Annotated in this window: 11 protein-coding genes; 10 read left to right on the top strand and 1 reads right to left on the bottom strand. The window is 72.9% G+C overall.

Annotated features, from left to right (window positions below):
* Nucleotides 1–49: 49 nt before the first annotated feature.
* The 5 genes from BIU96_RS05580 (at nucleotide 50) to BIU96_RS05560 (ending at nucleotide 8,560) form a co-directional block, all read left to right on the top strand.
* The gene (locus BIU96_RS05580; protein WP_071291624.1) at nucleotides 50–2,656 is read left to right on the top strand and encodes a carboxylate--amine ligase/circularly permuted type 2 ATP-grasp protein; all 2,607 of its coding nucleotides are present in this window, start codon (nucleotides 50–52) and stop codon (nucleotides 2,654–2,656) included.
* Complete coding sequence (locus tag BIU96_RS05575) at nucleotides 2,656–4,452, top strand: N-acetylglutaminylglutamine amidotransferase (RefSeq protein ID WP_071291623.1); 1,797 nt, start codon at nucleotides 2,656–2,658, stop codon at nucleotides 4,450–4,452. The genes BIU96_RS05580 and BIU96_RS05575 overlap by 1 nt, the downstream gene beginning before the upstream one ends.
* A complete protein-coding gene (locus BIU96_RS05570) occupies nucleotides 4,425–6,386 on the top strand; it encodes a prolyl oligopeptidase family serine peptidase (protein ID WP_254785983.1) in 1,962 nt (653 codons plus the stop codon). The genes BIU96_RS05575 and BIU96_RS05570 overlap by 28 nt, the downstream gene beginning before the upstream one ends.
* Nucleotides 6,387–6,420: 34 nt before the next feature.
* Nucleotides 6,421–7,584, top strand: coding sequence for a DedA family protein (locus BIU96_RS05565; protein ID WP_071291622.1), 1,164 nt, complete (start codon nucleotides 6,421–6,423; stop codon nucleotides 7,582–7,584).
* A 61-nt stretch (nucleotides 7,585–7,645) separates the two neighbouring features.
* A complete protein-coding gene (locus tag BIU96_RS05560) occupies nucleotides 7,646–8,560 on the top strand; it encodes a GNAT family N-acetyltransferase (RefSeq protein WP_083402683.1) in 915 nt (304 codons plus the stop codon).
* Here the strand turns inward: BIU96_RS05560 and BIU96_RS05555 are convergent.
* Nucleotides 8,557–9,663 carry an FAD-binding oxidoreductase gene (locus tag BIU96_RS05555; RefSeq protein WP_071291621.1) on the bottom strand — a complete coding sequence of 369 codons (1,107 nt, stop codon included), beginning with the start codon at nucleotides 9,661–9,663 and terminating at the stop codon, nucleotides 8,557–8,559. The two genes, BIU96_RS05560 and BIU96_RS05555, sit on opposite strands and share 4 nt — an antisense overlap.
* Nucleotides 9,664–9,833: 170 nt before the next feature.
* On the opposite strand from BIU96_RS05555, the gene BIU96_RS05550 reads away from it, so the two are divergent.
* The 5 genes from BIU96_RS05550 to BIU96_RS05530 all read left to right on the top strand — a co-directional run bounded on the left by BIU96_RS05550 (nucleotide 9,834) and on the right by BIU96_RS05530 (nucleotide 14,498).
* The gene (locus BIU96_RS05550; protein ID WP_071291620.1) at nucleotides 9,834–10,814 is read left to right on the top strand and encodes a matrixin family metalloprotease; all 981 of its coding nucleotides are present in this window, start codon (nucleotides 9,834–9,836) and stop codon (nucleotides 10,812–10,814) included.
* Between the two features lie 143 nt (nucleotides 10,815–10,957).
* Entirely contained in the window at nucleotides 10,958–11,674 is a 717-nt protein-coding gene (locus tag BIU96_RS05545; RefSeq protein WP_071291619.1) for a GntR family transcriptional regulator, read from the top strand.
* Between the two features lie 102 nt (nucleotides 11,675–11,776).
* Nucleotides 11,777–12,775: a sugar phosphate isomerase/epimerase gene (locus BIU96_RS05540; protein ID WP_071291618.1), complete on the top strand. Its 999-nt coding sequence runs from the start codon at nucleotides 11,777–11,779 to the stop codon at nucleotides 12,773–12,775.
* Nucleotides 12,772–13,725: a 3-hydroxyacyl-CoA dehydrogenase family protein gene (locus BIU96_RS05535; protein ID WP_071291617.1), complete on the top strand. Its 954-nt coding sequence runs from the start codon at nucleotides 12,772–12,774 to the stop codon at nucleotides 13,723–13,725. The genes BIU96_RS05540 and BIU96_RS05535 overlap by 4 nt, the downstream gene beginning before the upstream one ends.
* 11 nt (nucleotides 13,726–13,736) lie before the next feature.
* Nucleotides 13,737–14,498, top strand: a complete 762-nt coding sequence (locus BIU96_RS05530; RefSeq protein ID WP_071291616.1) for an SDR family NAD(P)-dependent oxidoreductase — start codon at nucleotides 13,737–13,739, stop codon at nucleotides 14,496–14,498.
* Nucleotides 14,499–14,551 lie beyond the last annotated feature (53 nt).

Here is a 14,551-nt window from a genome sequence, read left to right as displayed (position 1 = left end):
TCTCGCGCGGGGCAGGCGGACCCGCGGCTCGCGGCAGTAGGTTCCGTACATGAGTGCAGAGTTGACGCTGGGCGCCGAGGAAGAGCTGCACCTCATCGACCTCGAGTCCGGCCGACTGTCCGCGAAGGCCCCGCGCCTCCTCCCCAGGTTGCCCGCCCACCGGTTCGGTGCCGAGCTCCAGCGCACGACCATCGAGACGAACACCCCCGTCGTGCGGACGCTCGACGACCTGCGCCGGGTGATCGTGGACCTCCGCAGCGAGCTGAGCGCGGCGATCGCCCCGGCCGGCGTCACGATCGCGGCGGTCGGCACGGCACCCCGGTCCGAGTACGCCGACTTCGAGCTGACCTCCGGCGGCCGCTACGGGCGGATGCAGGAGCAGTACCGGATGCTCGTCGACGAACAGCTCATCTGCGGCCTGCAGGTGCACGTCGGCGTGAGCGACCGCGACCTGGCGGTGCAGATCGCGCAGCGGGTCGCCCCGGTGCTTCCGGTCCTGCTCGCCCTCAGTGCCTCGAGTCCATTCTGGAACGGGCAGGACACCGGGTACGCCTCGTTCCGGAGCATCATCTGGCAGCGCTGGCCGTCCGCCGGCAGCTTCGGTCGGGTCGAGAGCGCCGCCGAGTACGACAAGGTGCTCGACGACCTCATCGCCTCGGGCGTGATCGCCGACAAGAAGATGGCGTACTTCGACGTGCGGCCGTCCTCGCACGCGCCCACCCTCGAACTCCGGGTCTGCGACGCCACCCCCGTGGTGGACGACGCGGTCCTCATCGCCGGACTGTTCCGCGCGGCCGTCCGCAAGGCCGAGCTCGCGGTCGAGGCCGGCACCGCGTGGCACCCGCGCAGCGAGCCCCTGCACCGCGCGGCGATGTGGCAGGCGGCCCGCAGCGGCCTGAGCGGCGAACTGCTCGGGCTCGGGCAGCACCCGGAACGGTTCCCGGCCGAGATCGCCGTCCGGCAGCTGGTGTCACGGCTGCGCCCGGAACTCGAGGAGCTCGGCGACTGGGGCACGGTGAGCGAGCTGCTCGAGGACACCCTCGCGCGCGGCAACTCCACCGACCGGCAGCGCACCGCCTACGCCGAGCGCGGCGACCTCGACGACGTCGTGACCCAGGTCGTCGAGGACACCGCCGGCACCCCGTCCGGCCGTGACCAGCACCCGGTCGTCGCGATCCCCGCCTACCGGGTGCGCGCGGGCGACGAGGCCGTCGGACCCGGTGCCCGTCCCCGTCCGGCCTTCCGCGAGCTCGCGACCTTCTTCCGTGGCTGGGACGCCGAGACGACGATCGACCGTTGTGCGGTGCGCGACGTCTGGACCCGCGAGCACGAGGTCGGCTTCGTGGTCGACGGCGGCGTGCAGGTCTTCGGCTGCGACCTCGTCCCGCGCACCGTGAGCGCGTACGAGTGGGCGCAGCTCGAGGCCGGGCTCGCCCAGCGCGCCCGGGCGATCGAGCTGTTCCTCCGCGACGCGTACGGGCCGCGGCGGATCGTCGCCGACGGCGCCATGGACGCGGACGACTTCGTCGGTGCGAACGGCTGGGACCCGGACGCCGCACGACTGCCGGAGACCGCGGTCCGCGCGCCGGTGATGGGGTTCGACCTGGTCCGCAACGAGTTCGGCGGGTGGCGCGTGCTCGAGGACAACGTCCGGTCGCCCTCCGGCGTCGCGTACGGCCTCGCCCTCCGCGAGCTGATGGACGAGGTGGTGCCGGACGCCCCGCGTCCCGCTCGGCTCCGCGATCCGCACACCGTCCTCGACCGCCTGCGTGAGACCCTCCGCACCGTCGCGACCGCGGTCACCGGCAACCCGGACCCGGTCCTGGCGCTGGTGTCGGACGGGCCCGCCGCCGGCGCGTGGTACGAGCACCGGCGGCTGTCCGACGGGGCCGGGATGCGCCTCCTGTCCGAGTCCGACCTGGACGTCCGCGACGGACGCGTGGTCGAGGCCGCGACCGGCGACGTGCTCGACGCCCTCTACCTGCGCGTCGACCGCGACGCCAGTGCCCTGGCGAACGAGCACGCGCCGGACCTCGGCGCCCGCATCCTCGACGCGGCCGAGGCCGGCACCGTGTACCTGGCGAACGCTCCAGGCAACGCGCTCGTCGACGACAAGGCCATGTACGTCAACGTGCCCGACCTCATCTGGTACTACCTCGACGAGAAGCCCCTGCTCGAGTCGGTGCCGACGTACCGCACGAGCATCGAGGGTGAACGGCTCTCCGTGCTCGACCGCGTCGGCGAACTCGTCACGAAGCCGGTGGACGGCGAGGGCGGGCGGGACGTCCTGATCGGCCCGAGTGCCAGCGCCCCCGAGGTCGCCGAGCGACGTCGGCAGATCGCCGCGGACCCCGCCGGCTGGGTGGGGCAGGAGGTCGTGCAGCTCTCGTCGCACCCGACGATCGGACCCGCGGGGCTCGACCCGCGGCACGTCGACCTCCGGGCGTTCGTGTACGTCACCGGCACCGGTCCGGGCGACACGCACCTCGCCGACGTCGCGCTCACCCGCGTCGCGCCGGAGGGCAGCATGGTCGTCAACTCCTCACGGGGTGGCGGCGCGAAGGACACCTGGATCGTCGGACCCGAGCCCGGCACGGCCGCAGGCGCCGGTACGGGCACAGGCACCGGCACCGGCACCACCGAGGGAGACAGCTGATGTGTGGACTCGCGGGCGAGATCCGCTTCGACGGGACGGCACCGGACGTCGGAGCCGTCGCCCGGATGACCGGGTGCATGGTGCACCGCGGCCCGGACGGCGACGGACTCTGGGCGCGCGGACCGGTCGCGTTCGGACACCGCCGGCTGTCGATCGTCGACCTGTCGACCGCCGGCGCACAGCCGATGGTGGTGCCGCGTGCGGGCCTCACGATCGCCTACAACGGCATGGTCTACAACTACCGTCAGCTCCGCGACGAGCTGCACGGCAAGGGGCACACGTTCGACTCGACGTCGGACACCGAGGTCATCGTCGCCGCGTACGCCGAGTGGGGCACCGACTTCGTGCAGCACCTCATCGGGATGTTCGCGATCGCGATCTGGGAGCACACCACCGGCCGGCTCGTGCTGGCGCGCGACCGGCTCGGCATCAAGCCGTTGTACGTCGCGCCGGTCCGCGGCGGGCTCCGCTTCGCGTCGTCCCTGCCGGCGATCCTGGCCGGGAACGGGACCGGCGGCAGCGTCGACACGTCCATCGACCCGGTCGCCTTCGCCTCGTACATGTCCTTCCACTCCATCGTCCCCGCGCCCCGGACGATCCTGTCCGGCGTCGGCAAGCTCCCGCCCGCGACGGTCCGGGTGATCGAACCCGACGGCAGCTCGCACGACGAGACGTACTGGGAGCCCCGCTTCGAGCGCGACCCCGACAAGGCGGACTGGTCCGACCAGGACTGGCAGGAGGCGTTCACCGAGAAGCTCCGCACCGCGGTCCAGCGCCGCATGGTCGCCGACGTCCCGGTCGGGGTGTTGCTCTCCGGCGGGATCGACTCCTCCCTCGTCGTCGCGCTGCTCGCCGAGGCCGGCCAGCAGGACCTCGCCACGTTCAGCATCGGCTTCGAGTCCGCCGGCGGCGAGTCCGGCGACGAGTTCGAGTACTCCGACGAGGTCGCCCGGCACTTCGGCACCGACCACCACCGCATCCGGATCCCGTCGTCGCGCCTGCTGGACGGGATCGACGGGTCGATCCAGGCGATGAGCGAACCGATGGTCAGTCACGACTGCGTCGCGTTCTACCTGCTCTCGCAGGAGGTCTCGCAGCACGTCAAGGTGGTGCAGTCCGGACAGGGTGCGGACGAGGTGCTCGGTGGGTACAGCTGGTACCCGCCGCTCGCCGCCACACCGCGCGACCAGGCCGCCGAGGTCTACCGCTCCGTGTTCATGGACCGCCGCTGGCCCGCCCTGCAGGCGCTGCTCGGGGAGCGCTGGCGCAGCGACGACGACACCCCGTCGGCCTTCGTCGACGCGGAGTTCGCCCGGCCCGGCGCGGAGACGAGCGTGGACGCCGCACTCCGCAGCGACACCACGATCATGCTCGTGGACGACCCGGTGAAGCGCGTCGACAACATGACGATGGCGTGGGGCCTCGAGGCGCGGGTGCCGTTCCTCGACCACGAGTTCGTCGAGTTCGCCGGCGCGATCCCGCCGTCGCTCAAGCTCGCGGACGGTGGCAAGGGGGTCATGAAGCGCGCGGCCCGGGGCATCGTCCCGGACGCCGTCATCGACCGGACGAAGGGCTACTTCCCGGTGCCGGCGATCCGGCAGCTCGAGGGCCCGTACCTCGAGCGCGTCCGCCAGGCGCTGCACGCACCGGAGGCCCGGGAGCGCGGCCTCTTCGACCCGGGTACGGTCGAGCGGATGCTCCAGGACCCGAACAGCACGCGGACCGAGATCGGCGCCAACGCGCTCTGGCAGCTCGGCCTCATCGAGATGTGGCTGCAGCACCAGGGGGTGCGGTGAGCGGGCCTGGAGGCACGACCCGCGCCCGGCCGTCGGCCCGCGTCGAGCAGGCGGCCGGCCTGGGCGAGCGCCTCGCGGCGGCCTGGGGATCGTGGGGCCCCACCATGACCCGGAACGCCCGGCGGGTGGCGTTCGTCAGCGACCGGCACGGCACCCCCGAGGTGTTCGTGCAGGACGTCGTGGTCGACGGTGAACTACCGGAGCCGACCAGGATCCGGTTGTCCGACGACCCGGTGATCCGCGTCACGTGGTCGTCCGACGGCGAGTGGCTGGCGGTGGCGATCGCGACCGACGGGGGTGTGAAGCAGCAGGTCTGGGTGGTCCGCCCCGACGGCTCCGACGCCGCGCAGGTCGCCGGTTCGCGCTCCCAGCACGCCGAGCTCGGTCCCTGGAGCCGCAGCGGGCACCGCGTCGTCATCACCCTGCCGTCCACCGAGGCCGACCAGCCCGCGCGCTCGTACCTCGTCGACCCGGTGTCCGGCGACCGCGACGACCTCGCCGTGGGGGAGCTCATCCACATCCTCGACCTCTCCGTCGAGGAGCGGCTCGTGGTGCTCCGGGACGGGCAGCGCGGCCAGGAGTTCGTCGTGGTCGTCGACCGCCTGACCGACGAGAGCCGCGCGCTGTTGTCCGACCAGCCCGACGGGTCGGCCGAGATCGCGTTCCTCCGCCCGGCGCCCGCGAGCGAGACCAGTCCGCTCGTCGCGTACGTCGCGACCGAGTCGGGCATGCCCCGCCGCGGCCTCATCGCGCAGCCGGTCGGCCCGCACGGCTGGCGGGGGAGGACGCGTCCGCTCACCGAGCGCGCCGACGCCGAGCTCGAGTCCCTCGACGCCGACGACGCCGGCCGGACGCTGCTGCTCGGCTGGAACGTCGACGGTCGCAGCGAGCTCGAACTCGTCAACACGCACGACGCCTCGCGCACCCCCGTGCCGGACCTGCCCGGGTACGTCGTCACCGACCCGGTCCTCAGCCGTGACGGGCGGAGCGTCATCCTCGCCATCGAGGGCCCCGCACGACCCCGAGAGCTCTGGCGGCTCGACACGAACGCGCTCACCTGGAGCCGGGTCACCGGCGTGCCGGAGCTGCCCGACGTGCCACTCGTCGAACCGACCCTCGAGCGCTTCGCGGCGCGCGACGGACTGGAGATCACCGGCTGGCTGTACCGGGCCGCGGAGCCGACGGTCCCGCCGGCGGGGGCGGACGACGCGACCGGCACCGTGCCTCCCGGCCCGCGCGCAGCGCTCGTCCACCTGCACGGCGGACCCGAGTCCCAGGAGCGGCCGACCTTCTCGCCGCAGCACCAGGCGCTCGCCGCCGCGGGCGTGACCGTGTTCGCCCCGAACATCCGCGGGTCCTCCGGCTACGGGCGCGACTTCGTGCACGCCGACGACCTCGGGCTGCGGTGGAACGCGCTCGCGGACGTCGTCGACTGCGCGCGGTTCCTGGTGTCGAACGGGTACGCAGACCGCTCCCGCGTCGCCGTCGAGGGCCGGTCCTACGGCGGCTACGCGACCCTCGCGTCCCTGGCGTTCACGCCCGACGTCTTCGCGGCCGGCGTGGCCGTGTGCGGGATGAGCGACTTCGCGACGTTCTACCGCGACACCGAGCCGTGGATCGCCGCCGCCGCCGCGACCAAGTACGGGCACCCCGTGGACGACGCCGAACTGCTCGAGGCCCTGTCGCCGATGCGAGCGATCGGGGACGTCACCGCGCCGCTCCTCGTCGTGCACGGCGAACTCGACACGAACGTGCCCGTCGGTGAGGCGCACCAGGTCGTGGCGGCGCTGCGGGCCCGGTCGCACGACGTGTCGTACCTGGAGCTCGAGGGCGAGGGGCACGAGTACCGGCGGGCGTCGTCGCGGGCTCGGCTCGTGCGGCAGATGGTGGAGTTCGTGGCGGACCGGCTCGGGCAGGGTCATCCCTCCGACTGACGTTTCGGTATGTCACATGCGATAGGTTGGGGTCATGGACATTCTCGGCTGGATCACGCAGACCGCGGGGGACATCCCGGAGGCACTCCGTGCCGGGATCGCCGCGGTCTTCGCATGTCTCGAGGTCATGGGCCTCGGACCCTTCTTCCCCGGCGAGCTCGCCGTCCTCTTCCTCGGCGCGTCGTTCGACAACGTCCCCGGGCTGCTCCTGCTCCTGCTGGGTGTCACCATCGGCGCCTCCGCCGGTGACCACGTCCTCTACCTGCTCGGTCGGAAGGTCGGACCCCGACTCCGGAAGGGCCGGCTGGTCCGGGCGATCGGCGTCGAGAAGTGGGACGTCGCGATCGGCGTCGTCGAGCGGCGGGGCGCGTATGCGGTCGTCTCCACACGACTGGTGCCGATCGTCCGGTCGCTGACCCCGATCGCCGCCGGGGTCAGCGGGATGCCGCAGCCCCGGTTCACCATCGCGTCGCTCATCGGCAGCCTGACGTGGGCCATCGTGTGGGGCGGCACCGGGTTCCTGCTCCGGTCGTCCCTCGGGCTCGCCCAGCAGATCCTCGGGCAGAGCACGTGGGTGATCATCGCGGTCGTCGGCACCGCGGTCCTCGTGGTCCTGCTGGTCCGCGGCGTCCGGAGCCGTCGTCGGGCCGGGCTCCCGCTCGTCCCGCCTTCCGCACCGCGGTTCGTCAGCACGGCGGTCCAGGTCGCCGCGACCGTCGCGTTCGCGGTGGCCGTGGTCCTGACCGCGACGGAGTCGGACTCGTGGACGACGGCCGCGGTCGCGGCGGTCGCGCTCGTCGGGTGGGTCGGTGTCCTCGTCGTCCCGCACGTCCCGGCGCTCGCCACGGCGACCACGGTCGGCGGCACTGCTGCACGGCTCGGAGTCGCGACGGCGGCTGCTTCGGCGCTCGTGGCCGTCCACGCCCTGCCGTTCAGCATCGCGTTCGTCGTCGTCGGCATGCTCTTCGCGGTCGAGCTCACACGTCCGGTCGGAGCTGCACTGCGTCCGCTCGAACGGATCGTGCTCGCGATGGCGTTCGGGGCACTCGCGATCGATGCGGCGCCGTACGCGTGGGGGCCGCTCTCCGCACTCGTCGGTGTCGCGTCCGTCCTGTTGTTCGCCGTGGTCGTCGTGGGGTCGGTCGCGGCCGGCACCAACCTGCGAGGACGCTCCGGCACGGGCGCTGTGACCGCCTGACGTCGGCCTGTCCGGGTACGACGATTCGTCGCAGCCGTGCCGGCGGACGGAAGATGGACGCATGACCACCAGCGCCCGTCCGACCACCCCGACGCGACCCGGTGAGGTCGTCCTGGCGACGGTGGCCGACGTGGGCGAGGTCGTCGCCCGTGCACGCAACCGGTACGCCGCCGGTGTGCTCGCCGACACGACCGGGTGGACCGACGGGGACCGACGACGGCTCGAGGACCTCGGGTTCCGCGGCGGCGACCCCCGCGGGGCGGCGCTCCGGACACTGGACCTGACGATCGCCGACGACGGCACCCCGACCCGGCTGCTCGACAACCCGGCGCTCGCCTCGCTCAACGGGGAGCACGCCCGGTTCGCCGAACGCCGCGGGGAGGTCGCCCGCTACCTGCCCGACGTGTCGGTCTGGACCGGCATCCCGGAACACCCGACGGCCGAGGACTGGGAGGACGTCCGCGGCCTCATCGGGTCCGGGGCCGTGTTCGGCGTCGGGGCCTCCGTCGTCGTCCCGGAGGGGTGGCACACGGTCGAGGGCTCCGGCGGCGTGCAGCTCACGGGCGAGTCGATCGAGGGCACCCCGGACGCCGAGGCCGTCGAGCTCACGCCGGACGACGTCCCCGAGATGACCGAGCTCGTCACCCGCACGAAGCCCGGGCCGTTCCTGCCGCGCACGATCGAACTCGGGCGGTACGTCGGCGTCCGGCGCGAGGGGCGGCTCATCGCGATGGCGGGGGAGCGGCTGCACCCGCCGGGGTGGACCGAGATCAGCGCGGTGTGCACCGACGAGGCGTTCCGCGGGCAGGGGCTCGGGCGTCGACTCGTGCTCGACGTCGCGTACGGCATCCGGCAGCGTGGGGAGGTCCCGCTCATGCACGCCGCCGCGGGGAACACCGGGGCGATCGGCCTGTACCAGCACCTCGGGTTCCGGCTGCGGGACCGGGGAGCGCCGCGCTTCGTGCAGGTGCCCTAGCCGCGTCCGCGCTCCGGCTGCAGGGCGTCGAGTTCGGGTGCGGGCTCGCCGAGGACCAGCCGGGCGAGGGCGTCCCCGAGGAGCGGCCCCATCGTGAGGCCGGCCGCGCCGTACCCGTTGGCGACGAAGAGCCCCTCATGGCCGGGGACCGCTCCGACGATCGGCATCGCGTCGTCGGCGAGCGGACGGAGTCCCACCCGGGTCTCCAGGACGGTCGCGTCGGCGAGGCCCGGGGCGATCGAGAGCGCGTCGCGCAGCACCTGCAGCTGCCCGGCCGCCGTGACCCGGGCGTCGAAGCCGCTGCCGGTCTCGCGCGTCGCCCCGACCGCGATCCGGGAGCCGTCGAACGCCACGAGGTAGTGGTGGGACAACGGGTGCACGGACGGCCAGTGCGTGGTGTCGACCCCGGGCAGCGCGAGGTGCGTGATCTGCCCCCGCTGCGGCGCGACCGGCACCCGCAGACCGAGGGCGTCGAGCAGGTCGTTCGTCCAGGCGCCGGCCGCCACGACGACGGCGTCCGCCTCGAGCAGTTCGCCGCCGACCCGGACCCGACCGGCTCCGTCGAGGACCGCCCGCCCACGTCGACGCGCACCGCCGAGCCGTTCCCCGGCGTCGAGCAGCGCGTCCCGCACCGTGCGGCCGTCCACGCGGCCGCCGCCCTCGATCCAGAGCGCGTCGAGCCCCGCAGCGAGCGGCGGGAACAGCGCGCGGGCGCGATCGCCGCCGATGCGCTCGACCCGTCCCACCGCCTCCGGCTCGGCTGCCCGGCGCCGCTCGACCCGTGCCTCGGCAGCGTCGACCTCGGCCGGGTCCGCGTTCACCACCAGTGCTCCGCTCCGGCGGTGGTCGGTGTGCGTGACGCCGACCTCCGCCAGGCGCGCGAGGACCTCCGGCCAGAACGCCGCACCGCGCACGTACAGGTCGGCGAACGGGCCCTCGACCGCCGACGACCACGGCTGCAGGATGCCGGCGCTCGCCGCGGTCGCCTGGCCCGTGGCACCGTCGTCGACGAGTGTGACCTGGGCCCCGCGTCGTGTCAGCGCGAAGAACGTGGCGGCGCCGGCGATGCCCGACCCGATGACGACGACGGAGCGTGATCCCATGCGTCGATCCTGCCGGACGGCACACTCCCCGGGTTCGTGCTCAGGCCGGTTCGTGCTCAGGCCGGTGCGTGCTCAGGCCACTTCGGGGGGTTGACCCCCGCGCCGGACGCTCCGCACACTGTCTTCCGTTGTGCCGAGGGGGCTCGGCGCCCGGATCAGGAGGCATCATCGTGCGGACGTCGTCCGTGACCGCAGGGGCGGTCGCACTCGGTATCGCGCTGGGCGCGGTCGTCACGTCGACCGGAGCGGCGCCGGCGTCCGCGGCACCGACCTGCCGCGGGGAGCGCATCACCCTCGCGGACCTCGCGACCGGGTGCGCCGTGTCCTCGGGCACGGTCGTCCTGCCCGACGGTCGGCACTTCGCCCTCCCCGCGCCCGGCACGACCGTGGCCGCGCTGCCGGTGGCGGCGACCGGGGCGTCGGACGACGGGGACGTCTCGATCACGAACACCGGGCGCGCCGGGGTCGCCGTGCACGTCGACGAGGTGTGGAAGGGCTCGGCCGCAGCCGTCCGGCAGGAGCGGGCCGCCCTGCGCGCACGCCTGACCGCGACCCCGCAGGCCGCCACGACCACCACGGCCGCGAAGCCCTCGAGCTGCACGAACAAGACCTACTCGAAGCTCGGGTTCAAGTGGTCCGCGCCGGTGAACTGGAGCTACAACCCCGCGGGGCAGAAGGTCTCCGGGGCGGCGGCGATCCGTGCGGGGGCCGACGCGTGGACGGGCGGGATCGCCTCCTGCGGCAAGAAGGTCACCACATCGGCCGCGGAGCGCCTGGCGGGCAACACCACCAGGACCAGCGGGGTCACGGCGACCGGCGGCTGCGGCGCGTCGAGCGGTGCGAGCGTCGTCGGGTGGGGCTCCCTGCCGTCCGGCACCCTCGCCGTCACGTGCGTGTGGTCGCGGTCGGGCGTCGCCGTCGAGGTCGACCAGCGCTACACGACGGGGCAGCAGTGGTCCGTCGCGACGACGTGCTCGGGCGCCCGGTTCGACCTGCGCGGGGTCGCGACGCACGAGTGGGGGCACGCGTTCGGCCTCGGGCACACGGCGCAGAACAGCGGCCTCGTCATGAAGCCGGCGTCGACCACGTGCGAGACCGGGCAGCGGACCCTGGGGCTCGGCGACGTGCTCGGGATCGACGCCGTCTACTGAGCCCGCCCGGGCCGGCGCGGTCTGCCCGACCCGGAACGACACCCTTGACGTCGTACGACGTCGACGGTGTCGCACCGAGTCGGCCTCGCACGAGCCGGCCCACCCGCAACGATGTCGGATCGTCGATTCTCTAGGATCGACACATGTCGACGACCATGCCGGGCTTCGGAACGGAGCGCATCACGCAGCTCGGGCTGCGGGACCGTGTCTACGATCGGGTGCTCGAGGTCCTGATGGGCCACGACGTCGAGCCGGGCATGCGCCTGTCGATCGACGGCCTCGCCCGGACCCTCGGCGTCTCACCGACCCCGGTGCGCGAAGCCCTCGTGCAGCTCGAACGCACCGGGCTCGTCACCCGCGAGGCGAACAAGGGGTACCGGGTGTCCCCGCCGCTCGCCGGCGACCAGCTCGAGGCGTTGTTCGACGCCCGGCTCATCGTCGAGAGCGGCGCCGTCGAACTCGCTGCCCGCGGTGACGTCGACCTGTTGCGCGAACGACTCACCGCCGCGCTGGCCGAGCAGTCCGCGGTGGCCGAGGAGATCGCGGCCGTCGGGGTCGGGTCGGCGTCCGAGGAGCTGATGGCCCGGTTCTTCCGCAGCGACTGGCAGTTCCACCAGCTCATCTTCGACGCGACGCGGAACCCCTTCCTCGAGGAGATGTCCGAGATCATCACCACTCGGGTCCACCGGATGCGCCAGATCATCGAGGGTGGCGGGGACGACACCGACCGGGCCGTGCACGAGCACCGCGCCGTGCTCGACGCGCTCGGCACGGGGCCGGCGGAAGCGGTCGCGGCGATGCGGCACCACATCGACGCGGTTCGGTTGCGCTCGCGTGCGGACGCGACGCACACCGGGTAGACACCAGATCACGCGACCTGGCTTGCGCCGGATCGTCATACGAGTATCTTTCCTATAGGAAAGAGGTTCATCGCCGAACCGACACATGCAAGGGAGCATTCCGTGAGCACACCACAGGACTGGGTCGACCAGGACTGGAACCCCACCAGCTGGACGTCGGCCACCTGGCCGATCGCCACCTGCCTGCACGGGTTCCCCCCGGTCACCCGCGACGGCGTCGCCTTCCACGACGCCGACCCCGAGGTCTGGGACGACGTCTTCGCCCAGATCGAGGCCGTCGGCTTCTCACTCGCCGAGCTCGCCGACAGCCACATCCGGCCCGCCGACCTCGAGCGCTCCCGCCGCGACGAGCTCTTCGCCATCGCGAAGGCCCACGGCGTCGGGATCCCGTCGGTGCACCTGCAGCGCAAGAGCGTGGTGCAGCCCGGGCACGAGGAGGACAACCTCGCGTACGCCCACCGCACCATCGACGCGGCCGCCGAGTGGGGCATGCAGGTCTTCTCGACGGGACTGCACCAGCCGTTCAACGAGGACCAGCAGCGGGCGCTGTGGTTCTGGACCGCGCAGGGCCCGAAGGACCCGGACGACCCCGAGGTCCGGAAGGCGGCGGTCTCCCGGCTCCGCGAGCTCGGCGAGCACGCGGCGTCGGTCGGTCTGCCGATGGCGCTCGAGCTCTACGAGGACACCTACCTCGGCACCGCGGACAGCGCGGTCCGGCTGATCGAGGAGATCGGGCTCGACAACGTCGGCCTCAACGCCGACGTCGCGAACCTCATCCGCCTGCACCGCCCGGTGGAGGACTGGAAGGAGCTGTTCGCCAAGACGCTCCCGGTCACGAACTACCTGCACGTGAAGAACTACACGCGCGACGAGGCCGCCGACGGGAGCTGGGCGACGAGCGTGCCGAGCACCATGGAGACGGGCCTCATCAACTACCGCCAGGTCCTCCGCGACGCCGTCGCCGACGGGTTCCGCGGGATCCTCATGACGGAGCAGTACGGCGGGGACAGCCTCGGCGTCTGCGCCACCAACCAGCACTACATCCGATCGGTCCTCGCCACCACGAGCGTGGGCACGAAGCACGAAGGAGCAACTCGATGAGCACCCTCGACATCGCCGTCGTCGGGTCCGGCTACATGGGCGGCGGGATCGCCCAGGTCCTCGCCCTCGCCGGCCACACCGTCCGCATCGCCGACGTCTCGGCGGAGATCGCGCAGCAGAACCTCGCGCGGCTGATCGGGGAGACCGAGCAGTTCGTCGCCGACGGGCTCTTCCCCGAGGACGCCGTCGAGCGCGTGCGTGCGCACCTCAGCGCCGCCGAGTCCATCGAGGAAGCGGTCGCGCAGGCCGACTTCATCGAGGAGGCAGTGCCGGAGAAGCTCGAGATCAAGCACGCCACCCTCCGGCGGATCAGCGAGGCAGCCCGTCCGGACGCGGTGATCGGCTCGAACACGTCGACGATCCTCATCGAGTCCCTCGCCGAGGCCGTCACCGGCCCGGAACGCTTCCTCGGGGTGCACTTCTCGAACCCCGCGCCGTTCATCCCCGGCGTCGAGCTCATCCCGCACCCCACCACCGGCGAGCACGCGATCCAGGTCGGCGAAGCCGTCGTCGCGGCGACCGGCAAGCAGTCCGCCCGCGTGAAGGACTCGACCGGCTTCGTCCTGAACCGCCTGCAGTACGCGCTGTTCGAGGAGGCGACCAAGATCGTCGACGAGGGCATCGCCAGCCCCGACGACATCGACACGATCGTCCGCACGACCTTCGGCTTCCGCCTGCCGTTCTTCGGCCCGTTCGCGATCGCCGACATGGCCGGCCTCGACGTCTACGCGTTCTGCTTCGAGTCGCTGCAGACCCGGTGGCCCGAGCGCTTCGCGACCCCGGCCTCGCTGCAGCAGCACGTCGACGCCGGCGAGCTCGGCACGAAGTCCGGCGCGGGCTACCTCGAGGTGCCGGCCGACCGCACGCCGGAACTCGTCGCCTACCGCAACAAGGCCTACGTCGCGATGCAGAAGCTCCTCGACGACCTCGGCCCGGCGCCGATCCACTGAGGGGGACGAGCATGAGCAACCAGGACCGCACCGTCGTCCTCACCGGCGCCGCCTCACCGCGGGGGATCGGCCGCGCGACCGCCCACCACCTCGCCGAGGCCGGGTGGAACGTGGGCGTCATCGACCTCGACCAAGCGGCGAGCGAGGCCGTCGCCGCCGAGCTCCGCGACCAGTACGGCGTGCAGGCCGTCGGCGCGGGCGCGAACGTCGCCGACGAGTCCGCCGTCCGTGCGGCGTTCGACACGATCGAGTCGCAGCTGCCACCGGTGACCGCGCTCGTGAACCTGGCCGGGGTGTCCTCGGCGCACGCCTACCTCGACCTGCCCGAGGGGGAGTGGCACCGCGTGCTGTCGATCAACCTCGACGGCGTGCACTTCGCGAGCCTGCGCGCGGCGGAGTCGATGGTGCGGAACGGGTACGGGCGCATCGTCAACCTGTCGTCCGTCTCCGCGCAGCGCGGCGGCGGCACGTTCAGCAAGACGCCGTACACGGTGGCGAAGGCCGGCGTGATCGGCCTCACCCGCGGCCTCGCCCGTGAGCTCGGACCGAAGGGCGTGACCGTGAACGCGATCGCTCCGGGACCGATCGACACCGACATCATGGGCGGAACCCTCTCCGAGGAGCGGAAGGCCGAGATGGCCGCCGACGGGGTCCTGCCCCGCATCGGCACCCCGCGCGACATCGCCGCCGCGATCGCCTACCTGATCAGCGAGGACGCCGGGTTCGTCACCGGTCAGACCCTCAACGTCGACGGCGGCCTGTACATGCACTAGGCCCGGCCGCCTGCGGACCGTGCGCCGAACGCGCGACGCGATCCGTGCCTCCC

Origin of the sequence: Curtobacterium sp. MCBA15_008, assembly GCF_001865065.1 — a bacterium.
GTDB lineage: Bacteria > Actinomycetota > Actinomycetes > Actinomycetales > Microbacteriaceae > Curtobacterium.
The sequence above is the reverse complement of the archived record's forward strand: the minus strand, read 5'-3'. Positions and strand labels throughout refer to the sequence as shown.

Coding starts and splice junctions, on each gene's coding strand:
- BIU96_RS05580 (WP_071291624.1), top strand. CDS start 50: ATGAGTGCAGAGTTGACGCTGGGCGCCGAGGAAGAGCTGCACCTCATC.
- BIU96_RS05575 (WP_071291623.1), top strand. CDS start 2,656: ATGTGTGGACTCGCGGGCGAGATCCGCTTCGACGGGACGGCACCGGAC.
- BIU96_RS05565 (WP_071291622.1), top strand. CDS start 6,421: ATGGACATTCTCGGCTGGATCACGCAGACCGCGGGGGACATCCCGGAG.
- BIU96_RS05560 (WP_083402683.1), top strand. CDS start 7,646: ATGACCACCAGCGCCCGTCCGACCACCCCGACGCGACCCGGTGAGGTC.
- BIU96_RS05555 (WP_071291621.1), bottom strand. CDS start 9,663: ATGGGATCACGCTCCGTCGTCGTCATCGGGTCGGGCATCGCCGGCGCC.
- BIU96_RS05545 (WP_071291619.1), top strand. CDS start 10,958: ATGTCGACGACCATGCCGGGCTTCGGAACGGAGCGCATCACGCAGCTC.
- BIU96_RS05535 (WP_071291617.1), top strand. CDS start 12,772: ATGAGCACCCTCGACATCGCCGTCGTCGGGTCCGGCTACATGGGCGGC.
- BIU96_RS05530 (WP_071291616.1), top strand. CDS start 13,737: ATGAGCAACCAGGACCGCACCGTCGTCCTCACCGGCGCCGCCTCACCG.